This is a genomic window from Rhizobium sp. Root491, from assembly GCF_001427205.1.
GTDB lineage: Bacteria > Pseudomonadota > Alphaproteobacteria > Rhizobiales > Rhizobiaceae > Agrobacterium > Agrobacterium tumefaciens.
Window position 1 is genome coordinate 82594 of the sequence record NZ_LMFF01000019.1, and the last position, 22966, is coordinate 105559.

A 22966-nucleotide genomic window follows, 5' to 3' on the forward strand; every position below is an offset into this window, starting at 1 on the left:
CCTATTTCGAGCGTTTTTGTCTTGTTTTTGGCGGTTTCTACCTGCGGCGGATTGACAGCCTGCGAAAGGCCAGTTCGGGCACTGGCGGTACTGCGGCAATAAAAAACCCGGCGCGTCAGCGCCGGGTCTCTGTCGTCGGGAGCGAAACCGCTCACTCCATGGTGTGGATGTCGCGATCCTTGGTTTCCGGCAGGAACAGCAGGCCGATGACCAGCGTGATGCCCGCGAAAACGATCGGGTACCAGAGGCCGTAATAGATATCGCCCTTCGCCGCGCTCATCGCAAAAGCGGTGGCGGGCAGCAGGCCGCCGAACCAGCCGTTGCCGATATGGTAGGGCAGCGACATGCCGGAGTAGCGGATGCGGGTCGGGAACAGTTCGACCAGCAGGGCCGCAATCGGGCCGTAGACCATCGTCACGTAGATCACGAGGACGGTCAGGACCGCGATGATGACGACCCAGTTCACGGCAGCCGGATCGGCGACCATGGCGAAGGTACCACCACCGGCAATGCTGTAGACGGCCATTTCCGCCGCTCCGGCGGTCTCGGCCGGCGTCAGCAACTTGTCGGCCACCAGCTTGTCGGTCGCCACCATCTTCTTGTCGGCTGCGCGAACGGCTTCCGCATTGAGGTTGAGTTCCGGGTTGGCGGCAATGAAGGCATCCAGTTTTGCGTCCGGCACCTGTGCTACGCCACGCACCAGCGGGTAGCCGCCGTCATGCAGCGCGATGTTGACCTGTTTCTGGAAGGCCCTGTCTTTTGCGGCAGCATCCGCACCGGCTGCGATTGCGTCGTAGCTCGCAATGGTGGCGTCGCCGATCTTGACGCTTGCCGGCGTTCCGGCCGCTCCAGCAACGACGTCATAGGGAACGGAGTTGCGTGTCAGGAACGAGGTGGCGATATCGCAGGATGTGGTGAATTTCGCCGTACCTGTCGGGTTGAACTGGAATTTGCAGTCGCCCGGAGCAGCGGTCACGGTGGCGCGAACGCTGGCTTGCGCTTGCGCCAGTGCCGGGTTCCCCGCCCATGTGAGCGCCTTGAACAGCGGGAAGTAGGTCAGCATCGCGAGAACGAGACCCGCCATGATGATCGGCTTGCGGCCGATCTTGTCGGAAAGCCAGCCGAAGAGCACGAAGAAGCCCGTGCCGAGGATGAGGGCCGCCGCGACCATGATGTTGGCCGACTGGCCGTCCACCTTCAGAATGCTCTGCAGGAAGAACAGCGCATAGAACTGGCCCGTATACCAGACGACGGCCTGACCGATGACGGCGCCGACGAGGGCAAGCAGGGCGATCTTTGCGTTTTTCCACTGGCCAAAGGCTTCGCTGAGCGGTGCCTTGGAGGTCTTGCCTTCTTCCTTCATCTTCTTGAAGGCAGGAGATTCGTTCATTTTCAGACGAATCCAGACCGATACGCCAAGCAAAAGAACCGAAACGAGGAAGGGAATACGCCAGCCCCAGGCGGCGAAGGCTTCCTTGCCGAGTGCGAACTGCACGCCGAGAATGACCATCAGCGACAGGAAGAGGCCGAGCGTCGCCGTCGTCTGGATCCATGAGGTGTAATAGCCTCTGCGACCGTTAGGCGCGTGTTCGGCCACATAAGTTGCAGCACCGCCATATTCGCCGCCAAGCGCCAGACCCTGAAGCATGCGCAGGATGATCAGGATGATCGGGGCTGCGATGCCGATCTGCGATGCACCGGGCAGGACGCCGACGAGGAATGTCGAAACGCCCATGATGAGAATGGTGATCAGGAAGGTGTATTTACGGCCGACAATGTCGCCGAGACGCCCGAACACCAGGGCGCCGAAGGGGCGCACGAGGAAGCCGGCGGCAAATGCCAGAAGCGCGAAGATGTTACGTGTCGTTTCCGGATATTGGCTGAAGAAGTTCGCGCCGATATAGATCGCGAGCGAGCCGTACAGATAAAAATCGTACCATTCGAAGACTGTTCCGAGAGAAGAGGCGAAAATCACCTTCTTCTCCTCACCCGTCATGGGACGGGCGGCGCCGCTCACGGCTGCTACGTTTGCCATTGTCTGTCCTCCACAGATGTCAAATGAGCGCATTGCAGAGCCCTGTCTCTCCTCCGGACTCCCCCGTAAGGGTGCAATGCGCGTAATGTTAGAGTGACAGAAAATTAACCCCAATGAGAGCGATGCTTTCGGATTATGACTTTAGTCTAATGCATAACGTGCAAAAATGTCGCGAGGTGGCATTTGCGCTTGTGCGCTGGGTCGCTCGCAACGTGCCTTTTTTCTTGACACGAACACCAAACCTTCTAATAGCTTCTCGCGAAGAAGGAGCATCACCTTGCGCAGGCATGTTGCAGACATGATTGTCATGGAAGGACCGGCACAATCCGCCGGCGATGATCCGCGTCTTTCTTATTCTATCCGAATTACGGCCAAAACGACGATTAAAACCGTCTGACGTCTCTGGCCACCGCTCTCTCCCCGGTTTGGCTGGGGATCGAGGAAGCCGCAATGCGATGCGGGTTCCTCACCTCACCCAAAAGAGGAGAGACAGAAAGAGAGCTTGATCATGGGTTTCAAAGTTGCAATTGTAGGCGCCACCGGCAATGTCGGTCGCGAAATGCTCAACATCCTGGCCGAACGTGGTTTTCCGGCAGATGAAGTCGTGCCGCTCGCTTCCTCCCGCTCGCAGGGCACGGAAGTCTCCTATGGCGACCGCACGCTGAAGGTTTCCAACCTCGAAAACTACGATTTTTCCGACACGGATATTTGCCTGATGTCGGCCGGCGGCGAGATTTCCAAGAAGTGGTCGCCGAAGATCGGCCAGCAGGGTTGCGTCGTCATCGATAACTCGTCTGCATGGCGCTACGACCAGGACGTTCCGCTGATCGTTCCGGAAGTCAATGCCGACGCGATCTCGGGCTTCACCCGCAAGAACATCATCGCCAATCCGAATTGCTCCACGGCCCAGCTCGTTGTCGCGCTGAAGCCGCTGCATGACTTTGCCAAGATCAAGCGCGTCGTTGTCTCCACCTACCAGTCCGTTTCCGGCGCTGGCAAGGAAGGCATGGACGAGCTGTTCCAGCAGACACGCGCCGTCTTCGTGGCCGATCCGGTCGAAACGAAGAAGTTCACCAAGCGCATCGCCTTCAACGTCATCCCGCATATCGACGTCTTCATGGAAGACGGCTATACCAAGGAAGAATGGAAGGTTCTGGCCGAAACCAAGAAGATGCTCGATCCGAAGATCAAGGTAACCTGCACGGCCGTGCGCGTTCCTGTTTTCATCGGTCATTCGGAATCGGTCAACATCGAGTTCGAAAACGAGATCACCGCCGATCAGGCGCGTGATATCCTGCGCGAAGCGCCGGGTTGCCTCGTGATCGACAAGCATGAAGATGGCGGCTACATCACCCCGGTTGAATCCGCCGGCGAGGATGCGACCTATATTTCGCGTATCCGTGAGGATGCGACGGTTGAAAACGGCCTCAACATCTGGGTTGTTTCGGACAATCTGCGCAAGGGCGCTGCCCTCAATGCCATCCAGATCGCCGAACTCCTGGTCAATCGTGGTCTCATCAAGCCCCGCAAGGCGGCGGCTTGATACGATTTTTTAAGGTTCGTTAAGTATAACCCGTCTGTTCTGTGTGGGGCAGGCGGGTTTTCCAATTGGCTATCATCACGGCCAGTTTATTTGCAGGCCTTGCTGCCAAAAGGCAATTTAGGCGGCCAAAAAGCAATTTGGCACCCGAGCCCATACAGCAGCGACGTTTTGGTTCTCGGGATAAATTCCCCAAAGGATATCGAAGGCAGATTTTGATGCGGGCAATGAAGGCAATTCTGGCTGGTGTGGCCATGGTCTCGGTTTTGGCGGCGACGCCGGTTGTGGCTGCGCAATGCGGCAACACTTCGGCAGGGTTCGACGCCTGGGTCGGTGCCTTCAAGCAGGAAGCGGCGAGCCGCGGTGTCAGCGCCTCGGTGCTTGATCGTGCCTTCTCCGGCGTCTCCTACAATCAGCCGACCATCCGCGCCGATCGCGGCCAGCACAGCTTCAAGCTGTCCTTCGACCAGTTCATGCAGAAGCGTGGCGGCCAGACGATCATCTCGCGCGGCAAGACCATGAAGAAGAACAATGCGGCTCTCTTCGCCTCGATTGAAAAGGCCTATGGTGTGCCGGCCGGCCCGCTGCTCGCCATCTGGGGCATGGAAACCGGATTTGGCGGCTTCATGGGCAACCAGCACACGCTGTCCGCCGTGGCGACGCTTTCTTTCGACTGCCGCCGTTCGGATTATTTTACCGAGCAGCTTTATGCGGCCCTGAAGCTCGTCGGCAGCGGATCGCTGAACGTTAACGCCAAGGGTGCTGCCCATGGCGAAATCGGCCAGACGCAGTTCCTGCCGTTGAACGTTGTGCGCTACGGCGTGGATTTCGACCGCGACGGACGCATCGATCTCGTCGGTTCGCGCGCCGATGCGCTGGCCTCCACCGCCAACTTCCTTGTCGGCCACGGCTGGCAGCGCGGTGCGGGTTATCAGCAGGGGCAGACGAATTACGCGGCCATTCAGGGCTGGAACGCTGCAAGCGTTTATCAGCAGGCGATTGCGTTTATCGGCAAGGCGATTGACGGCCAATAAGGCCGCTTTCTCCCAATTGGAACGTCCACTTCCGTGATGCCGGACTAGTTCCGGCATCCAGTCACGGCGCGTCTACGCCGTGAAAACAATCCTAAGCAATCAAAGACTTGATCGCACTTGGCCCCGGATCACGTCCGGGGTGACGAAGCTTTGAGAAGGTTTCGACAATCACAGGTCCGGGCGGCGAAAGTCGCCCGTTTTGCCGTCCATCACCCACAATTCGCCGGTCGAGATATCGAACCAGGCGCCATGCAGCTTCACCTTGCCGGCGGTTTCCTGCGCCTTGACGAAGGGGAAGCCGCGCAGGTTGGCGATGGAGTTGCGAATGGAAACGCGCTCCAGCGCCGTCTGGCGCTCGGAGGCGGTCATGACGTCGTTGCTCTGGATCTGCTCGGCGGCGGATTTCACCATGTTCATCCACTTGCCGATGAAGTCGCCGGGTGACAGAGGTTCAAGATTGGGGTCGAGTGCGGCCTGAATGCCGCCGCAGCGGCCATGGCCCATGACGACGATGTCCTTCACCTTCAGAACCTGCACGGCATATTCGATGGCGGCTGATGTGGCGTGGTACTGACCGTCAGGCTCAAAGGGCGGCACCATGTTGGCGACGTTCCGCACGACGAAAAGTTCTCCCGGTCCGCAGTCGAAAATCGTTTCCGGCGCCGAACGGGAGTCACAACAGGCAATGAACAGGGTCTGCGGTTTCTGTCCGGTATCAGCCAGAACGCGGTATCTTTCGCGCTCGTCGGCATAGCGGCCGCTCATGAAGTTCTTGTAGCCGTTGAGAAGGTTTTCCGGAAAATCTTTCATCTATCGCAGTACCGTTGTGCTTGGACCAAGATCAAGAGAAGAACTCGGTGCGTTGAAGACCAATCCTTTAGCCGCTATTTGCGCTTGCTGCGCGAAGGATGCAAGAGATGGCGCATCTGCACCATCGCCATGGGTGTGGAGAGACTTGAAGAATCCGTCTCCAGCGTCAATTCGTTCATGTCGCGTTTTTTGGTTCGCGCCAGAATTTCGAACACGCTGGCGGTGGCCAGTTGCAGCGCCTTCTCGTCGTCCATGCCTTCCAGCAGCCGGGCAAGGAACAGTGCCGCCATCAGGTCTCCGAGACCGTTCGGTGCGTCTTCTATGGCGCGGTGTTCCGCCATCAGCGCGTGCCGGCCGCTCAAATAGAGATTTCCCGTGCCGCCCGCCATCATCGACACGGCTGAGGTGACCAGCATTTTCGGCGGGCCGAGTGCGAGCGCGGCATCCATGATGGCATTGTTGGTCTCAAGCTCGGCACCGCTCATCCAGGCCAGTTCATAACGGTTTGGCGTGGCGACGGTGGCAAGCGGAATGAGGTGATCGCGGATGGCTTCGGCAGTCTCAAGGGGAATGTATAGTCCGCCCAGATCGCCCATGACCGGGTCACAGGCATAAATCAGCGACGGGTTCTTTTCCTTGAGATTGCGGATCAGCCTTGCGACGGAGCGCACCTGCGCCGCGCCGCCGAAATAACCGGTCAGTACGGCTTTGACCTCGCCGATCCATTTGGCGTTTTCGAGGTCGGTCATGGCCTTGTCGAAGTCGTCGTCCTGAAAGCGCATCCGGGTGGACGGGCCATGGCCGGGGTGCCAGGGCAAAACGATTGTGGGCACCGCCCATACCGGATAGCCAAGGGTCTCCAGCGCGAAGACTGCGGCACGGTTGCCGACCGATCCACGCATGACGTGGCTGGAAATGACGATGACGGCGCCCTGGGTATTTTCCTGCATCACGGCCTTCTTGCTTTCAAACGCCACAGAAGCCCGCAAGTGCCCCTGCTCACAGATCAAGATGCGCTCTCATGACATATCGCATCGTCACTTTCCACCGTTAATCCCGCAAGGGTCTATCCCGTAAAACGATGGGCGTCCGGTCTTCTTGGCCTTTCCGGTGCCGGTCCGGTATTGCGGTATCGGCGAACTGCCCTACCTTTTTGTTTACGCATCGGGTTTTCCCAAAACCGCGGTACACTTTTCGGCACGATGCCCTATAGTTGCATCATGCTCGATCTCGTCATCGCCTATTGGCCTCATATCCTTGCCGCTCTTTCCATTTTGATGGGAACCGTGGCGGCCGTACATGCCACGATGACGAAGGAAGAGGTCCGCTCCGCGCTTGGCTGGGTGGGCGTCATCGTTCTGTCGCCGATCGTCGGTGCAGTCATTTATGCGATTGCCGGCATCAACCGGATTCGCCGGTCCAGCATCAGGCAGCAGCGGTCTTTCATGCAGGACGAGATCATGGATCGCGTGGCGCGCCTGGATGCGAGCGGCGAGGTGATTGCCGCGCGGTTCGGACGCCGTTTCGAGGCGATGAAGACGCTCGGCGATCGGGTTACGCGCCACGCACTGACGACCGGTAACCGCATCGAGCCGCTTGTCACCGGCGACGCAGCCTATGCCGCCATGCTGGAGGCGATAGGCGAGGCGAAGCGGTCGATCATCCTCGAAACATATATTTTCGACAATGACAGGATCGGCGCCCGTTTTGTCGCCGCGCTGGAAAGGGCGAAGTTCCGGGGCGTGGAGGTGCGGGTGCTGGTGGATGCCGTGGGCGCGCGCTATTCCGTGCCGAGCATCCTGCCGACGCTCCGGGAAAAAGGCATCGTTGCCGATGTATTCAACGGCAATGTCATCATGGGGCTGCGGCTGCCCTATGCGAATTTGCGCACCCACCGCAAGATCCTCGTGGTGGACGGGCGCCTCGCCTTTAGCGGCGGCATGAATATCCGCGAGGGCTTCACCCTTGAATTCGGCGGCGAAAAACAGGCGCACGACACACATTTCAAGATCAGCGGACCGGTAGTCTCTGATTTTTTCTCCATTGCGGCGGAGGACTGGAGGTTCACGACGGGGGAGCTTCTGCACACGCCGGTCTGGGATATCGCCATTCCCGATGGTGTGCCGGGTTCACAGATCGTCGCCCGCGTTTCCTCCTCGGGGCCGGATAAGAGCATAGAGACCAATCACAAGATGCTGATGGGGGCGTTTTCCGTCGCCCGCTCCTCCATTCTCGTCATGTCGCCCTATTTTCTCCCCGATCGGGAGCTTATTTCAGCGCTCATTACCGCAGCGAGGCGGGGAGTCGTGGTGGATATCATCGTGCCGCAAAGCAACAATCTGGTGCTTGTGGACAGGGCGATGACGGCGCAATTCGACCAGATGTTGAAGAATTACTGCCGCATCTGGCGGGCGACAGGGCCCTTCAATCATTCCAAGCTTCTGGTGATCGACGAGCGCTGGAGCTACATCGGTTCTTCCAACCTGGACCCTCGTTCATTGCGGCTGAACTTCGAAGTTGATCTGGAAGTTATGGATGAGGAATTCGCCGCGACCATCGGAAACCGCATCCGGGAAGCACGGGCAACCGCTTTACCCGTGCGACTGAGCGAACTGAATGCGCGGTCATTCGTTGTCCGTTTTGTGGAGCGCGTCCTGTGGCTCGCTTCGCCGTATCTTTAGAGCGCCATACGTCGGAAACGCTCTAGAACTTTTAATTTGCGCATCGGAGGCGTCGCAGCGTGAAGAAAAACAGTTTGCTGGAGCGTGGAAAAACGGCACTGGCGAAAAACAGCAGCCTGCCCGCCTTCGTCATGCAGTCGCTGCGCGACCGCCACCAACGGAAGAATGCCGGGCAGGTGGAGAGAGATCACTCCTTTCCGGTCATCGCGTCCTACAACGTCCATAAATGCGTCGGCCGCGACCGCAGGTTCGATCCTGATCGCACCAGCCGCGTTATTCAGGAAATCGGCGCGGATATCATCGCGCTACAGGAGGCGGACAGCCGTTTCGGCGAGCGCACGGGCCTGCTCGATCTTGCCCGGCTGGAGCGGGAAAGCGGGCTTGTCCCCGTGCCTGTTCTGGCGGGTGTGAAGGCGCATGGATGGCACGGTAATGTCCTGTTGTTCAAGGAAGGTGCGGTGCGGGATGTTCATACGCTGAAATTGCCGGGGCTGGAGCCGCGCGGCGCGCTGGTGGTGGAACTGGATTTGAAAAGCGGTGGCGCACTGCGAATAATCGCCGCGCATTTCGGTCTTTTGAGGCATTCCCGTGCCCAGCAGGCAAAGGCGCTTATCGGTCTTCTGGAAGCGCGAAACGAATGCGCGACCATCCTCATGGGAGACCTGAACGAATGGCGTCTCGGCAATGGCTCGTCGCTCAATACTCTGAGAGATGCATTCGGCGCCCTGCCGCCCGCAGTGCCCAGTTTTCCATCCAACCTGCCGGTGCTTGCGCTCGACAGGATCATCGCCAACCGCGAAGGGCTGATCGAGCAGGTGGAAGCGCATGACAGTGCGCTGGCGCGCATTGCCTCGGACCACCTGCCGCTGAAAGCCGCGATAAGGACCGATCTGCTTCCAACCTGATCCTGTGGCAGCATCGGATACGGCGACAGACTTCAGAGCCGCTGCGCTACCGTCAGATGGCTGCGCGAACGGGCCTCCAGCAGAGATTTGCGGATGGCTTCCATCAGCCGTTCACGGTTGTTTCTGGTCTTGCCTCTGTCCAGATTCTGCGCGGCAAGCGCCAGATCGAGACCTTCATGCATTACTATCGAATAGGCAATGGTTGTCGCCCAGTTCTCGTATTCCTGCTCCATCATGTCACCCCTGAACTAAATCATTTAGCCCGAATCACCCTGTTCTTGAAATTACCACAAAATGGAAAGCATAAAATAGCATTGTTCCTTTACGTATCTGCTGCCTTATGCGGATATAGTGTATTCGTTATTTCTTTATTGCGGCGCAACATGTATGTGCTTGCTGCTTAAGTCATTGAAACAGATTCTGTTTCAGGCGATGCACATGGACGTTCCCACCAACAAAAACGCCGCGCATCGTTAGATGCGCGGCGGGCTTTCGTCGAAGTTTGCGGTGGATTGGATCAGGTCTCAGCCGGCCTTTTCGAGCTTGTAGTCCGAATTGGCAGGTTCTTCCTGTTTGTGCTGGATGAGAGGACGGTTACCCGACAGCTTGCGCACCAGCACGTAGAATACCGGTGTCATGAAGATGCCGAAGAACGTCACCCCGATCATGCCGGAGAACACTGCGACACCCATGGCCGCGCGCATTTCCGCACCCGCACCGGTGGAGATGACCAGAGGCACCACGCCCATGATGAAGGCGAGTGAGGTCATCAGGATTGGGCGGAGGCGCAGGCGACTTGCCTCGACTGCGGCCTGAAGCGGCGTTCGTCCTTCGAATTCCAGCTCGCGGGCGAATTCCACGATCAGGATCGCGTTCTTCGCCGATAGTCCGACAAGGACGACAAGGCCGATCTGCGTAAAGATGTTGTTGTCCCCTCCCGTCAGCCAGACGCCTGTCAATGCGGCGAGAACGCCGAGCGGAACGATCAGAATGATCGCGATCGGCAGGGTCAGGCTTTCATATTGCGCAGCCAATACGAGATAGACGAGCAGCAGCGCCAGCGGGAAGACCACGAGGCTGGAATTACCGGCAAGGATCTGCTGGTAAGTCAGGTCCGTCCATTCGTATTCGATCCCGGCCGGCAGGTTTTCGGCAAGGATTTTCTCGATCGCTGCCTGCGCCTGTCCAGAGGAGAAGCCCGGTGCCGGACCGCCGTTGATATCGGCTGCAAGGAAGCCGTTATAACGGTTTGTGCGCTCCGGTCCTGTGGTTGCATCTACCTTCAACAGCGTGGAAAGCGGGATCATCTGACCGGTGGACGAGCGGACCTTCAGGCGGCCGATATCTTCGGCATGGGCGCGGAATTGCGCATCTGCCTGCACACGCACGCTGTATGTCCGCCCGAAGGCGTTGAAGTCGTTGACATAAAGCGAACCCAGATAGATCTGCAGCGTCTGGAAGACGTCGCTGACCGAAACACCCAGCTGCTCGGCCTTGGCGCGGTCGAGATCGGCGAAGAGCTGCGGCACGTTGATCTGGAAGCTGGAGAAGATGCCTGCCAGTTCCGGTGTCTGGTATGCCTTGGCGATGACCGCCTTGGCCGCTTCGTCAAGCGTCTGGTAGCCGTAACCGGCACGGTCCTCGATCTGCAGCTTGAAGCCGCCCGTCTGGCCGAGACCGTTAACCGGCGGCGGCGGGAACATAGCGATGAAGGCATCCTGAATGCCGGCAAACTTCTGGTTCAGCTGCATTGCGATGGCGCCGCCTGACAGTTCCGGCGTCTTGCGGTTTTCGAAGTCGTCGAGAACTGCAAAGACGATGCCGGAATTGGAGCCGATGGTGAAGCCGTTGATCGACAGGCCGGGGAAAGCGATGGCGTGGCTGACGCCCGGCTGTTGCATGGCGATATCGCTCATCCGCTTGATGACACTTTCCGTGCGGTCAAGCGTTGCGCCGTCCGGAAGCTGGGCGAAGCCGATGAGATATTGCTTGTCCTGCGCCGGTACGAACCCGCTTGGGACCGCGCTGAACATGCCGTAGGTGGCAGCCACCAGCGCCATATAGACGATCATGACGAGGCTTTTGCGCGTTACCAGACCGCCTACGGTTTTGCCGTACCCGTTGGAGGCGGCCCCGAAGGCGCGGTTGAAGCCACGGAAGAACCAGCCGAAAATCCGGTCCATGAAGCGGGTCAGCCAGTCTTTCGGTGCGTCGTGCTCTTTCAGCAGCAGGGCTGCAAGAGCGGGTGACAGCGTCAGAGAATTGATCGCCGAAATGACGGTGGAAATCGCGATCGTCAGCGCGAACTGCCGGTAGAACTGGCCGGAAAGGCCGGAGATAAAGGCTAGCGGGACGAAGACGGCGACCAGCACAAGCGCGATTGCTATGATCGGCCCGGAGACTTCGCGCATCGCCTTGTAGGTGGCATCACGCGGAGAAAGCCCGTTTTCGATGTTTCGCTCGACGTTTTCCACCACCACAATGGCGTCATCCACCACGATGCCGATGGCCAGCACGAGGCCGAACAGGGTCAACGCGTTAATGGAGAAGCCGAAGGCATACATGACGGCGAAGGTGCCGATGATCGACACCGGAACGGCGATCAGCGGAATGATCGAGGCGCGCCAGGTCTGGAGGAACAGGATGACCACCAGTACCACGAGGCCAACGGCCTCGAGGAGCGTATCAACGACCTTTTCGATGGACGAGCGAACGAACTTCGTCGTGTCGTAGACGATTTCATATTTCACGCCATCAGGCATCGCCAGTTGCAGATTGTCCATTGTCGCGCGGACATTGTCGGCGATTTCGATGGAGTTGGAGCCGGGAGCCTGCAATACGGCAATCGCCACGGCGGGTTCGCCGTCGAGCAGCGAGCGCAGCGTATAGTCGGCAGCGCCGAGTTCGATGCGGGCGACGTCGCGAAGACGGGTGATCTGGCCGTTCGCGCCGCTCTTGACGATGATGTTGCCGAATTCCTCCGGAGTCGTCAGACGGCCCTGGGCATTGACGTTGAGCTGCAGGTCGACGCCGTTGGGGCTTGGCGATGCGCCGATAACGCCGGCTGCGGCCTGGACGTTCTGCTGACGGATGGCGTCGGATACGTCGCTGGCGGCGAGATCGTGTTCGGCCACCTTTTGCGGATCCAGCCAGACGCGCATGGAATAGTCACCCGCGCCGAAGACCTGCACCTGCCCCACGCCTTCGATACGGGCGAGGCGATCCTTGACGTTCAGCGTCGCATAGTTGCGCAGATAGGTGATGTCATAGGCATCGGTCTTCGACACGAGATTGACGACCATGATGAAGTCGGGCGAGCTTTTGACGGTGGTGATGCCGAGTGCGCGCACTTCCGCGGGCAGGCGCGGTTCGGCCTGCGACACGCGGTTCTGCACCAGCTGTTGCGCCTTGTCCGGGTCGGTGCCCAGCTTGAACGTGACGGTCAGCGTCAGCACGCCGTCCGATGTCGCCTGGCTGCCCATATAGAGCATGTCCTCGACGCCGTTGATCTGTTCTTCAAGCGGCGTGGCGACGGTTTCGGCGATAACGGCCGGGTTCGCACCGGGATAGGTGGCGCGGACGACGACGGATGGCGGAACGACTTCCGGATATTCGGAAATCGGCAGGGCGCGCATGCCGAGAAGGCCTGCGACCACGATCAGGATCGACAGCACGCCGGCGAAGACCGGCCTGTCGACAAAAAATCTGGAAATATTCATATCCAGTCCCCTCTCCGGGTAGATTTGGAAATGCAAGGACCGTTCCGGCGGCATCATGGCCGCCGGTGAGGGCCGGTTCTTTGTGAAATGCGTCTCGCCGGAGGCGGGACGGCGTTATTGCGAGGCGGCGACCTTGTCTTCCGCCTGCGGTGCGATGGTTGCACCGGGGCGAATGCGCTGCAGGCCGTTGACGACGATCGTATCGCCGGCGGCAAGGCCGCTGTCGATGATGCGCTGGCCGTCAGCCGGTGCGCCGGGCTTGATCTGGCGGTAGCTCACCTTGTTTTCGGCATCGACGACAAAGACGAACCGCTTGTCCTGATCCGTGCCGATGGCGCGGTCGCTGATGACTATACGGTTTTCCGGCTTCGGTTCACCCATGCGCACCCGCACGAACTGGCCGGGAATGAGCCTGCCATCAGGATTTTCGAAGACCGCACGCACACCAATGGTGCCGCTGGCGGAATCGACCTGGTTGTCGATGAGGTGCAGGGTGCCCTTGATCGGCGTGCCTTCATCCGAAAGCGTGCCGATTTCTACCGGGATCTGTTCGAGCGCGGGCAGGGCGTCGGTTGTCTTCGGCAGCTCGGACAGCGCTTTCGCTACCGTTCCTTCGCTGGCGTTGAAGCTGGCATAGATCGGGTTGACCGAAACCAGCGTCGTCAGGGCAGGCGATGTCGAGCCGGCGGCAACGAGGTTGCCGGCGGTGATTTCGATGCGGCCGACCCTGCCGGAAACCGGTGCAACGATTTCGGTGTAACCAAGATCGAGCTGAGCCGTCGTCAGCGTCGAGCGGGCGGCGCGAAGCTGGGCTTCGGCATCCGCAAACGAGCTTTGCCGCTGGTCGAGATCGCTCTGGGAGATCGTGCGATTGTCGGAAAGCCTGCGGCCACGGTCGAGTTCCGTCTTGGCAAGGCTGACCTTGGCTTCGGCGGAGGCGACCTGGGCTTCAGCACCTGCAACGGCTGCCTGATAGGGGGCCGGATCGATGGTGAAGAGGGGGTCGCCTTCCTTCACCAGCGCGCCTTCGCGGAAATGCACGGCCTTGATCTGGCCAGCGACGCGGGAGCGGATCTGCACGCGGTCGACGGCTTCGAGACGGCCGGAAAATTCTTCCCAGCGCATCACATCGCGGCTTTCCACCTTGGCGACGGTGACTGGGATAGCCGGCGTTTCAGCCGGGGTAGAAGCTGCCGTCGCATCACGGCTGGTGGGCAGGTCGAAAATGAGTGCTGCGGCTGCAACGGACATAGCAAGCCCGATACCGGCGCCCGTCAGGGCCCGGCGCTTTGTGGTCAGCGTCATGGGTCTCTCCTTGGCTCGGATCAGGAGCCGGTCAGTTTCTCTATCTGTGTGTTTTGTCGCATGGTCCGGGCGTAAAACCGCTACGCACTTTTACTGGACATGCTCAAAATGCGATTTCAGTGTTTTATCTGGTCAACGAAGGTCTTGAACTCCGAACAGACGGATGGGACCCATCCGCCGCCCTTTCCTTGATAAAGCCCCGTCCAGCCAATACCGGCGGGGAAAACATGCTGCCGGACGCTGACACCGGAGGCGATGAGCCTGTCGGCATAACCGACCGTTTCGTCGCGCAGAGGGTCGTCCTCGGCGGTAAAGATCAGCGCTGGCGCCACCCGGTTCAGCCGCGTACACTGGCAGGGCGCGGCATAGGGGTGAAAAAACCCACAGGCCTTGGCAAGGTAATGGCTCCAGCCATCCGCCCAGCGCTGGCGCATGCCGATCCTGTCCGCATCGCGGAAGGATTCCGTCGTCATCATCGGGTCGATCATGGGCGACAGAAGTATTTGACCGGCAAGCTTGCCCGGCATGCGGTCCCGCGCCTTCAGCGCAAGCCCAGCCGCCACATTGCCACCAGCCTCTTCGCCGGCCACAAACAGCAGCGATTTTGCGCCGCCATAATGCTTGCGGTCCCGGCTCAGATGATCCAGCGCTTCGAAGGCACAATCGATCACCATCGGAAACTCGTTGCCGGACGACTTGCTATAGTCGGCCTCGACGACGATCGCGCCGCTTTCAGCGAGCGCGCGTGCCACCGGAAGCTCCGGGCAATTGCCGCCCTTTTCAAGAAACGAGCCGCCGCGCAAATAAAGGACCACCGGCGGGTTGGTGCACAGGCCGGCACTTTCATATCGGCGCACGGAAAGCTGGGACGCCGAGCCCCCACAGCCTTCGATATTTTCCCAGTGCGCTTTCATCTGATCCGGTCCCGTGCGCCGCCATCAGCAGCTCACATATTTGCAAAATCTGAAATTCATATTATTGTTCGGGAGAAAACGATCAAGTACGTCAAAATGAAAACACTATTCCAAAAAAACGGATAATAGCGACATGGATCAGCTTTCCGCCATGCGGGTATTCACTCGCGTCGTCGAAACCGGCAATTTCAGCCGCGCCGCGACCGCGCTGAACATGCCCAAAACCACCGTCACCAACATGGTCCAGGCGCTGGAGGCGCATTTACATACCACGCTTCTCAACCGCACAACGCGGCGGGTGATGCTGACGACGGACGGCGCTCTCTATTATGAGCGGGCCTCGCAGATTCTGTCGGAAATCGAAGAGCTTGATGGCAGCATGTCCAGCGCGCAGGTGCAGCCATCTGGCCGGTTGCGGGTGGAAATGGCCGGTGTCTTCGCGGACCTCGTGGTTATTCCACATCTTTGCGAATTTTACCAGCGCTATCCGCAAATCCGGCTCGATCTCGGCGTCGGCGACCGTCTGGTCGATTATATCGCGGAGAATGTCGATTGCGCGCTGCGGGTCGGCACGTTGCGGGATCAATCCCTTATAGCGCGCAAGGTCGGCGAGCTGAAATTCGAAACCTTCGCCTCTCCCCTGTACATCGAGAGTTTCGGCATGCCGCAACAGCCGGAAGATCTCGAAAACGGACATCATTCCGTGGGATATTTCAATGCCACCACGGGCCAGATCATGCCGATCTCATTCGACAACGGGCTTCGCAGCGTCGAGATTACGCCCAACTATGTCGTGTCGGTGAATGACAGCCGCACCTATCTCAACGCCGCGCTGGCGGGCATGGGCATGGTGCAGCTGCCCGTTTTCATGGTCAAGGATGCGCTTGCGCGTGGCGAGCTTGTGCCGGTTCTGCCGGAATGGCGGCGCGAACCGATGCCGATCTATGTGGTCTACCCACAGACGAGGCACGTCACCAACAAGGTCCGTGTTTTCGTGGACTGGCTGGCGAAGATGGTTCACAGCCTGGTCTGAGGCGGCTAGTCACCGCCCGACCTTTGCCGCGACAAAATCGATAAAGGCGCGTACGCGGGCGGCCAGGTGATCATGTCCGGCATAAACGGCGTGGATCACCTCCATGTCGCCCGGATTGTAATCCTCCAGCACCGGCACGAGCAGACCGGCCTCGATATCCGGCTCGACATGAAACTCTCCGACCCTTCCCAGCCCAAGGCCCGTCAGGCACAGCCGACGCATTGCCATGCCGCTGTTGACCGAGGCATTGCCGGTCACGGGAAGGCGGTAGACTTCCGTCGTGCCGGGATCACGAAAAGGCCATTCGTTGAGGCTGCGACTGAAATTGAAGCTGATGCAATTGTGTTGGGCCAGATCCTGCGGCTTTTCCGGCATGCCATGTTTTTCGATATACGCAGGGGAGGCGACGATGATCCGGCGGACCTCTTTCAGCTTTCTTGCCTTGAGGGACGAATCCGCCATCCCGCCGGATCGTATCGCAATATCGGTGCGCTCCTCGATCAGGCTGATGACGCCGTCGGTCAGCGAGATATCCAGTTCGATTTCCGGATAAAGAGATAAAAACTCCGGTGCGAGCGGCAGAAGATACCTTTCGCCGAAGCCCAGCGTGGCGTTGACACGCAGTAGCCCCCGCGGCACCACCTTGCCGCCGCCTGCTACGATCTGCTCCGTATCGGCGATGTCGGCCAGAATGCGCCTTGCCCGGGAAAGATAGATTTCCCCCTCCGGCGTCAGCGTCACCACGCGGGTGGAGCGAGCGAGAAGGCGGGTGCCGAGGCGGTCTTCAATGCGGGTGACAAGTTTGCTCACCGCCGAGGGTGAAAGCTTGAGCCTGCGCCCGGCTGCGGAAAAACTCCCCAGCTCGGCTGCCGCCACGAAGACTTCCATTTCTCCGGCCCTGTTGTCCATCGCTGCACCACTTGTGAAATTAATTCAAAGGCTTTTATCCAATCTTGCTGATTATCATGCAAGTCCACTTCGCCCATATTGCAATCACACAGTTGATCCAACCGGACAGTACCCGCTGTCCATAACGCCCGCGATCCCGCTCCGGGCGAAGAGGTACTCGTCATGCCATTGGCCATATTTGCCTTGACGATCGCGGCTTACGCGATCGGAACCACGGAGTTTGTCATCGTCGGTCTTTTGCCGACGGTCGCCGCAGATCTCCACATTACCCTGCCGCTTGCCGGCCTTATCGTCAGCGTTTACGCGCTGGGTGTCACTTTCGGTGCGCCGATCCTGACTGCGCTGACCGGCAAGATCGAAAGAAAGCCGCTGCTGCTCGGTCTGATGGCGCTGTTCGTTGTCGGTAATGTCGCAGCCGCCGTGTCGCCAAGCTATGAGACGCTTCTGGTCGCGCGGGTGCTTTCCGCCTTCGCCCATGGCGTGTTCTTCTCCGTTGGCGCCACCATCGCCGCCGATCTCGTGCCGGAAAACCGCCGTGGCTCAGCGATTGCCATGATGTTCATGGGTCTGACCGTCGCCATCGTCACCGGCGTGCCGATCGGTACCTATATCGGGCAGATTTTCGGCTGGCGCGCCACCTTCTGGGCGGTTGCAGGTCTTGGTGTCATCGCCTTTGCCGGTATCGCGGCCCTGTTGCCGGGAACGCTGAAGAAAGCGCCGCCCGCCAGCCTTCTCGATCAGGTGCGGGTGCTGGGTTCCGGCCGACTGCTCATCGTTTTCGCCATGACCGCACTTGGTTACGGCGGCACCTTCGTCGCCTTCACCTTTCTGGCGCCGATCCTTCAGGATGTCACAGGCTTCTCCGAAAAGAGCGTCGGCCTGATCCTTGTGCTCTACGGCATCGCCATTGCCGCCGGTAACATCGGTGGCGGCAAAATCGCCAACCACAATCCGGTCAAGGCGTTGATCGGCCTCTTTCTGGCACAAGCCATCGTGCTGCTGGTCTTTTCCTTCACCGCCGTTTCGCCGGTTCTGACCCTGATCACGCTGGTGGCGCTCGGCTTCCTGTCCTTTGCCAACGTTCCCGGCCTGCAGCTTTATGTGGTGCAGCTGGCCAAGGAACATCGCCCCGGCGCTGTCGATGTCGCCTCGGCGCTCAATATCGCCGCCTTCAATCTCGGCATCGCGATTGGTGCGTGGCTTGGCGGTCTGGTGGTGGAATCGCCGATGGGCCTTGCCGCAACCCCGTGGGTCGGCGCCATCCTTGTCGCTATTGCCCTCATTCTCACCCTCTGGAGCAGTGCACTCGACCGTCGCGCCTCGCTCTCGCTGAAGACTGCCTGAGTTTTTCATATAAATCCCGGCCACTGCCTAAGGGCTGGCCGGGCGTACCCTAAAAGGAGAAAATATATGTTTGATGTCACCGCCAACGGCGCATCGATCCCGGTGCTTGGCTTCGGTACCTTCCGTATTCCCGGCCCCGATGTTCTTCGGATCGTTCCGCATGCCCTGAAGGCCGGCTTTCGCCATATCGATACCGCACAGATTTACGGTAATGAGGCCGAAGTCGGCGAAGCCATTGCCGGTTCCGGCGTGGCACGCAGCGATATCTTCCTGACCACCAAGGTCTGGGTGGAGAACTACAGGCACGATGCCTTTCTTGCCTCCGTCGATGAGAGCCTGAAAAAACTGAAGACCGATTATGTCGATCTCCTGCTTCTGCACTGGCCGAACGAGGCGGTAACGCTGGCCGAGCAGATCGGCGCGCTGAACGTGGTTCGCGACGCCGGCAAGGTTCGCCATATCGGCGTGTCCAATTTCAATACGGCGCTGATGGCTGAGGCGGTCAGTTTGTCAAAGGCACCGATCGTCACCAATCAGATCGAATACCATCCCTATATCGATCAGGATATGGTGATCGCGGCGGCCAAGTCTGCCGGCATGTCGGTGACGGGTTACTACGGTATGGCCGACGGCAAGGTTTTTGCCGATCCGGTTCTAAAGGACATCGCCGCAAGCCGGGGCAAGTCGGTGGCGCAGGTGGTGCTGCGCTGGCTCGTGCAGCAGCAGGGTGTGATTGCGCTTTCGAAGACGGTGAGCGAAGCCCGTGTTGACGAAAACCTTGCGATCTTCGATTTCACGCTGTCGGTCGCTGAGACGGATGCGATCCGTGCTCTTGCTCGACCGGATGGCCGTATCGTCTCGCCGGACGGGCTTGCACCGGTATGGGACGCGGCTGCCTGACAGTTGCCAACGGGTGTGGGTGGAATTCCTCCCGGTGCCGTCACCCCGGGTCTAGCCCGGCATGACGGAGGAGCGGTTTTCACTGATATAGATAACCTTAAGACACCCGGATAAGCTATCCGGGTGTCGTCTGAGAGAGTGGATCAGAATTCGCCCCATGTCTGATCTTTCGAGGCCGTGGATACGCCGAGCGCTGCGGCCACCTGGCCGATCATGCGACGCGCCGGGGATGGTCTCGGCTGTGCGTTGTCGGCAACGCGCACCGGCGCTGAAGGCTTATATGCGGTTCTAGCCGTGCTGGTGCTGGCCATTGCGCCATCCAGCTTGAACTGGCCGACGATCTGGCGGAGTTTTTCGGCATCACCGGCAAGCGATGCGCTGGAGGCCGTCGCCCTTTCGACCATCGCGGCATTGTGCTGCGTGACATGGTCCATCTGGTTCACCGCGCTGTTGACCTCGGCCAACCCGACCGACTGTTCCCTTGCGGATGTCGCGATGGCGTCGAGTTGTGTATTGATGGCGATGACGTGACTTTCAATGATCTTCAGGGCGTCGCCGGTTGCGGTCACGAGTTTCACGCCGTTCTGCACTTCGTCGGCGGAGTTGCGGATAAGCTCCTTGATTTCCTTGGCCGCTTGCGCCGAGCGCTGGGCCAGTTCACGCACTTCCTGTGCCACAACCGCAAAGCCCTTGCCTGCCTCGCCCGCACGGGCCGCCTCGACGCCGGCGTTGAGTGCCAGAAGATTGGTCTGGAAGGCAATCTCGTCGATGACGCCTATGATGTTGGAAATCTGGCTTGAAGAGCTTTCTATGCGCTTCATGGCATCGACCGCAGTTGCCACGACCTGACCGGATGTCTGCGCGGATCTGTTGGCCTCGACCGCCACGATCCGGGCCTCCTCAGTCCGTCTGGTCGAATTGCTGACGTTGCTGGTTATCTGGTCGAGCGCTGCGGCTGTTTCTTCCAGCGATGCGGCTTGGGTTTCCGTGCGTTGCGACAGGTCGCTCGCACTCGAACTCAACTCGCGAGAGCCGTTGTCGATCGTGGCCGTGACATCGGCAACGGACAGCAGTGTTTTGCTAAGCTGGTTTACGGCGATATTGAAGTCCGCACGCAGGCTTTCGAATTCTGCGGAGAAAGGCGTTTTCAGCTGGTAGGACAGGTCGCCATTGGCCATATGCTTCAGACCTTCGGCAAGGCCGCTGGTCGCTTCCGCCATTTCGGCGGCGCGCCTGCGATCAATATCGGCGGTTCTTTGACGCTCTGCCTCGGACTGGTTACGCACCTGCGCCGCATCCGCTTCCAGCCGGCGGGCCTTCAATTCGTTATCCTTGAAGACCTCAACGGCCTTTGCCATCGTGCCGACCTCGTCGCGCCGGTCCGTTCCCTCGACATTGACGGACAGGTTACCCTCCGCAAGCGTTTGCATCGTGCGGACAAGACCCCGGATCGGCGTGACAAGCCAGCTGCTGATCGCGAAATATCCGATGACGACGACGGTGATGAAGCCGAGGACGACCGCCGCGACGGTAATCAGTGCAGTCCGTTGGCTTATGTCGCTCAGATCATCGCTCTGCTTGGCGCTACGGTTCGAAATATCAGTGGCTATCTGTGTAAGTTTCGCGCCGATCTTGGCAAAGACTGGCTGGCACTCGGTGCCAAACGCTTTTTGCGACGCAAGTGCCTCATCCACGGTTGATGCGGTTCGGCCCAGGTGCCAGGCGTTCTTGCACGTCACATTATAGAGCGTCGTCACGTCGTCCTTGAGTACGCGCAGGCGGTTGTCTTCGGGGATATTAGCGATGGCTCCATCCATCGATACCATGAACTTGTCGCGTGTGGCCTTCACCTCAGCTTCGGCAGCGGCATTACCCTGTTCCGTAAAGGCGATCATCATATCGGCCAAAGCCGCACGCCCGTTCAGCAGTTCTTGGTTCGCGAGTGCCAAATTCAAGGCCGCTGCGCTGTCACGCGCAATAAGGTCACTATAACTTCCATCGATCGATTTGATCTGTATGGCGGAGTAGGCCGCAATCAGGATTGCACATACGCCGAATAGCGCAAATACCGTCAAAAACTTTCCGACAACGGGAATATTTCTCATCGTTATGGCTCCCACAAGAAAATCGAGCCCTTCATGGGTCATATTTCGGCATCATGCGCTTTTCCGGTGATAATTATACTTACAAATTTAAGAAATAATTATGTATTATTAGTAATTACGTATCTTATAATAAGATACTGTACTGTTATATTAAATAAGAATAGTATTTAATACTGAATAATTATAATGGGCATCTCAAATCGGTTGTCATGTCTTGCGCGTCCGCGAACGCCTTCCCGAAGCGAATAAGTTCGGTATCTAGGGCACGGGACTATGGTTGGGCGTCAGATCGGCCCAGAACATGCGGGTAGGCTTCGGTTGAAGAGGAGCTATCTGGGACCGGCGGCAAAATCAGGGCGGTGCCCGTAAGCGCTTTGACAATCCCGACGTTTCCGGGGAAAACTGGAGCGGGCGAAGGGATTTGAACCCTCGACCCCAACCTTGGCAAGGTTGTGCTCTACCCCTGAGCTACACCCGCTCAAAAACCGCTGGTCCGGGGTAGTTCGCTGGACCGCGGGCCGCCAAAGCGTGGCGACGGGTGCTATATCGCTCAATCGTTTTTGGAATGCAACAGTTTCTTTTGCGGTTTCGGTGGAAATCCGTCTGGCCTGTGGGTTTATTCAAAACGGCCGGGCCGATGCGTCGTAAAAAAGGGTGTTGGCGGGCGAAGGTATTGTTTCGGCTGGCCTTTATTTGGGTTGTAAAAGCACACAACCGGCCGGATGGCCAAAAAATAACCTGTTTACATTTGGTTAAAATCTGATTCGACAAGTGATTCGTTCGGGTGTACAAATTTCATGTCCACAAAAAAAGAAACGATACTTGGCATGTCATCATCGGGAGGATGAGCCTTGTCGTATGCAGCTTTTGAAAGAGTCGGCGCACAATTGTCGCCCCAGCAGATCACCGATCTGCAGAATATTTTCGACGGCGTATGTTTCGAGTGCCTTCAAGATCGCTGTAGCCACGTCGCCAACGAGTGCGCGGCGGTTTTGATCCGTAGCGCCCAGCGCGGCATTCTCGATCATGAGATGTTGCGCGACATCGGTCTTGCGGTTTTACGTCGGCACTGATTGCGCCATTTCATTAAAAAAGCGCCCGGGCATCTCGGGCGCTTTCGTGTGTGTGGTGGCAGTAGTCGCGTTGCGGCTCAGCTCTTTTCCTGAACGTGCGCCTCGAGGAACCACAGCGCCTTGTCGAGATCGCGCGAGGCGGCGGTGAAGATATCCGCTGTCGTCGGGTCGCCAGCCTCGTCGGAATCATCGATAGCCTTGCGGATCATGTTGGCCACGTCGCCATAACGAGCGATCAGTTCGTCCAAATGATCGTGGATCTTGTAGATATCGGTCGGATAGGCCTTGAGCTTGGTCGTCGAAGAGACGGATTGCAGGCTACCGAGGGCCGTGCCGCCAAGCTGCACCACGCGTTCGGCAATGGTATCGCCGTGATTGTCGAGCTGGGCGCGGAAGGTGTCGAGAAGTTCGTGCACGGCGATGAACTGCGGACCTTTCAGGTTCCAGTGCGCCTGCTTGGTCACCAGTGCAAGGTCGATCACAGAAGCGAGCGATTCGTTCAGAATACCCATCACCGTTGATTTGGCGTTGGAAGGCAGGTCGTTCTTCGTCTTGTGCGTCTTCATCGATGTCTCCTGACGTTGCGGACGGAATGCCGTTTGGCAAAATCTCCGCCGATTAACGCCCTGGCTGGTTGCCCTGTTCCGTCGCTCGGACGG

At 58.9% G+C, this 22966-nt stretch carries 18 protein-coding genes and 1 tRNA gene; 8 read left to right on the top strand and 11 right to left on the bottom strand.

What is annotated here, in order from left to right:
- Positions 1–151 precede the first annotated feature (151 nt).
- The gene (locus tag ASD46_RS24550; protein ID WP_003514082.1) at positions 152–2035 is read right to left on the bottom strand and encodes an MFS transporter; all 1884 of its coding nucleotides are present in this window, start codon (positions 2033–2035) and stop codon (positions 152–154) included.
- A 508-nt stretch (positions 2036–2543) separates the two neighbouring features.
- Here ASD46_RS24550 and ASD46_RS24560 point away from each other — a divergent pair.
- Positions 2544–3578, top strand: coding sequence for an aspartate-semialdehyde dehydrogenase (locus ASD46_RS24560; RefSeq protein WP_003514078.1), 1035 nt, complete (start codon positions 2544–2546; stop codon positions 3576–3578).
- A 215-nt stretch (positions 3579–3793) separates the two neighbouring features.
- Entirely contained in the window at positions 3794–4609 is an 816-nt protein-coding gene (locus tag ASD46_RS24565; protein ID WP_003514072.1) for a lytic transglycosylase domain-containing protein, read from the top strand.
- 168 nt (positions 4610–4777) lie between these two features.
- On the opposite strand, the gene ASD46_RS24570 is transcribed toward ASD46_RS24565, so the two are convergent.
- Both ASD46_RS24570 and pdxY read right to left on the bottom strand, forming a co-directional pair.
- A complete protein-coding gene (locus tag ASD46_RS24570) occupies positions 4778–5419 on the bottom strand; it encodes a carbonic anhydrase (protein WP_003514071.1) in 642 nt (213 codons plus the stop codon).
- Positions 5420–5493: 74 nt separating this feature from the next.
- Positions 5494–6369: a pyridoxal kinase PdxY gene (pdxY, locus tag ASD46_RS24575; RefSeq protein WP_025594390.1), complete on the bottom strand. Its 876-nt coding sequence runs from the start codon at positions 6367–6369 to the stop codon at positions 5494–5496.
- 270 nt (positions 6370–6639) lie between these two features.
- Between pdxY and ASD46_RS24580 the strand changes: the two genes are divergently transcribed.
- Entirely contained in the window at positions 6640–8100 is a 1461-nt protein-coding gene (locus tag ASD46_RS24580; protein WP_060642912.1) for a phospholipase D-like domain-containing protein, read from the top strand.
- A gap of 59 nt (positions 8101–8159) precedes the next feature.
- Positions 8160–9005, top strand: a complete 846-nt coding sequence (locus tag ASD46_RS24585; RefSeq protein ID WP_013636769.1) for an endonuclease/exonuclease/phosphatase family protein — start codon at positions 8160–8162, stop codon at positions 9003–9005.
- A 32-nt stretch (positions 9006–9037) separates the two neighbouring features.
- Here ASD46_RS24585 and ASD46_RS24590 read toward each other — a convergent pair whose 3' ends face one another.
- The 4 genes from ASD46_RS24590 to ASD46_RS24605 all read right to left on the bottom strand — a co-directional run bounded on the left by ASD46_RS24590 (position 9038) and on the right by ASD46_RS24605 (position 14943).
- Positions 9038–9241: a hypothetical protein gene (locus ASD46_RS24590; protein WP_019565071.1), complete on the bottom strand. Its 204-nt coding sequence runs from the start codon at positions 9239–9241 to the stop codon at positions 9038–9040.
- Between the two features lie 288 nt (positions 9242–9529).
- A complete protein-coding gene (locus ASD46_RS24595; RefSeq protein ID WP_019565072.1) occupies positions 9530–12724 on the bottom strand; it encodes an efflux RND transporter permease subunit in 3195 nt (1064 codons plus the stop codon).
- A 114-nt stretch (positions 12725–12838) separates the two neighbouring features.
- Entirely contained in the window at positions 12839–14029 is a 1191-nt protein-coding gene (locus ASD46_RS24600; RefSeq protein WP_013636766.1) for an efflux RND transporter periplasmic adaptor subunit, read from the bottom strand.
- A gap of 116 nt (positions 14030–14145) precedes the next feature.
- A complete protein-coding gene (locus tag ASD46_RS24605) occupies positions 14146–14943 on the bottom strand; it encodes an alpha/beta hydrolase fold domain-containing protein (protein ID WP_013636765.1) in 798 nt (265 codons plus the stop codon).
- 133 nt (positions 14944–15076) lie between these two features.
- On the opposite strand from ASD46_RS24605, the gene ASD46_RS24610 reads away from it, so the two are divergent.
- Positions 15077–15976 (top strand): LysR family transcriptional regulator, encoded by a 900-nt coding sequence (locus ASD46_RS24610; RefSeq protein ID WP_003514057.1) that lies wholly within the window; start codon positions 15077–15079, stop codon positions 15974–15976.
- 9 nt (positions 15977–15985) lie between these two features.
- Here ASD46_RS24610 and ASD46_RS24615 read toward each other — a convergent pair whose 3' ends face one another.
- Positions 15986–16885, bottom strand: coding sequence for a LysR family transcriptional regulator (locus tag ASD46_RS24615; protein WP_013636764.1), 900 nt, complete (start codon positions 16883–16885; stop codon positions 15986–15988).
- A gap of 162 nt (positions 16886–17047) precedes the next feature.
- On the opposite strand from ASD46_RS24615, the gene ASD46_RS24620 reads away from it, so the two are divergent.
- Both ASD46_RS24620 and ASD46_RS24625 read left to right on the top strand, forming a co-directional pair.
- On the top strand, positions 17048–18229 hold the full coding sequence (locus ASD46_RS24620) for an MFS transporter (RefSeq protein WP_013636763.1): 1182 nt from the start codon (positions 17048–17050) through the stop codon (positions 18227–18229).
- A gap of 66 nt (positions 18230–18295) precedes the next feature.
- On the top strand, positions 18296–19129 hold the full coding sequence (locus ASD46_RS24625) for an aldo/keto reductase (RefSeq protein ID WP_025594382.1): 834 nt from the start codon (positions 18296–18298) through the stop codon (positions 19127–19129).
- A 143-nt stretch (positions 19130–19272) separates the two neighbouring features.
- Here ASD46_RS24625 and ASD46_RS24630 read toward each other — a convergent pair whose 3' ends face one another.
- Both ASD46_RS24630 and ASD46_RS24635 read right to left on the bottom strand, forming a co-directional pair.
- Positions 19273–21234: a methyl-accepting chemotaxis protein gene (locus ASD46_RS24630; protein ID WP_200951532.1), complete on the bottom strand. Its 1962-nt coding sequence runs from the start codon at positions 21232–21234 to the stop codon at positions 19273–19275.
- A gap of 403 nt (positions 21235–21637) precedes the next feature.
- Positions 21638–21712: transfer RNA gene (locus tag ASD46_RS24635), tRNA-Gly, on the bottom strand.
- Positions 21713–22085: 373 nt separating this feature from the next.
- On the opposite strand from ASD46_RS24635, the gene ASD46_RS26770 reads away from it, so the two are divergent.
- Positions 22086–22307 carry a hypothetical protein gene (locus tag ASD46_RS26770; RefSeq protein WP_013636760.1) on the top strand — a complete coding sequence of 74 codons (222 nt, stop codon included), beginning with the start codon at positions 22086–22088 and terminating at the stop codon, positions 22305–22307.
- 77 nt (positions 22308–22384) lie between these two features.
- Here ASD46_RS26770 and dps read toward each other — a convergent pair whose 3' ends face one another.
- Positions 22385–22873, bottom strand: coding sequence for a DNA starvation/stationary phase protection protein Dps (dps, locus tag ASD46_RS24645; protein ID WP_003514046.1), 489 nt, complete (start codon positions 22871–22873; stop codon positions 22385–22387).
- Positions 22874–22966 lie beyond the last annotated feature (93 nt).

Bases quoted from the DNA above. Each gene is read 5' to 3' on its own strand.
- ASD46_RS24610 (WP_003514057.1), top strand. From the start codon at position 15,077: ATGGATCAGCTTTCCGCCATGCGGGTATTCACTCGCGTCGTCGAAACC.
- ASD46_RS24565 (WP_003514072.1), top strand. From the start codon at position 3,794: ATGCGGGCAATGAAGGCAATTCTGGCTGGTGTGGCCATGGTCTCGGTT.
- ASD46_RS24570 (WP_003514071.1), bottom strand. From the start codon at position 5,419: ATGAAAGATTTTCCGGAAAACCTTCTCAACGGCTACAAGAACTTCATG.
- ASD46_RS24630 (WP_200951532.1), bottom strand. From the start codon at position 21,234: ATGAGAAATATTCCCGTTGTCGGAAAGTTTTTGACGGTATTTGCGCTA.
- ASD46_RS24600 (WP_013636766.1), bottom strand. From the start codon at position 14,029: ATGACGCTGACCACAAAGCGCCGGGCCCTGACGGGCGCCGGTATCGGG.
- dps (WP_003514046.1), bottom strand. From the start codon at position 22,873: ATGAAGACGCACAAGACGAAGAACGACCTGCCTTCCAACGCCAAATCA.
- ASD46_RS24625 (WP_025594382.1), top strand. From the start codon at position 18,296: ATGTTTGATGTCACCGCCAACGGCGCATCGATCCCGGTGCTTGGCTTC.
- pdxY (WP_025594390.1), bottom strand. From the start codon at position 6,369: ATGCAGGAAAATACCCAGGGCGCCGTCATCGTCATTTCCAGCCACGTC.
- ASD46_RS24590 (WP_019565071.1), bottom strand. From the start codon at position 9,241: ATGATGGAGCAGGAATACGAGAACTGGGCGACAACCATTGCCTATTCG.
- ASD46_RS24580 (WP_060642912.1), top strand. From the start codon at position 6,640: ATGCTCGATCTCGTCATCGCCTATTGGCCTCATATCCTTGCCGCTCTT.
- ASD46_RS24560 (WP_003514078.1), top strand. From the start codon at position 2,544: ATGGGTTTCAAAGTTGCAATTGTAGGCGCCACCGGCAATGTCGGTCGC.
- ASD46_RS24605 (WP_013636765.1), bottom strand. From the start codon at position 14,943: ATGAAAGCGCACTGGGAAAATATCGAAGGCTGTGGGGGCTCGGCGTCC.
- ASD46_RS24550 (WP_003514082.1), bottom strand. From the start codon at position 2,035: ATGGCAAACGTAGCAGCCGTGAGCGGCGCCGCCCGTCCCATGACGGGT.
- ASD46_RS24615 (WP_013636764.1), bottom strand. From the start codon at position 16,885: ATGGACAACAGGGCCGGAGAAATGGAAGTCTTCGTGGCGGCAGCCGAG.
- ASD46_RS24620 (WP_013636763.1), top strand. From the start codon at position 17,048: ATGCCATTGGCCATATTTGCCTTGACGATCGCGGCTTACGCGATCGGA.
- ASD46_RS24595 (WP_019565072.1), bottom strand. From the start codon at position 12,724: ATGAATATTTCCAGATTTTTTGTCGACAGGCCGGTCTTCGCCGGCGTG.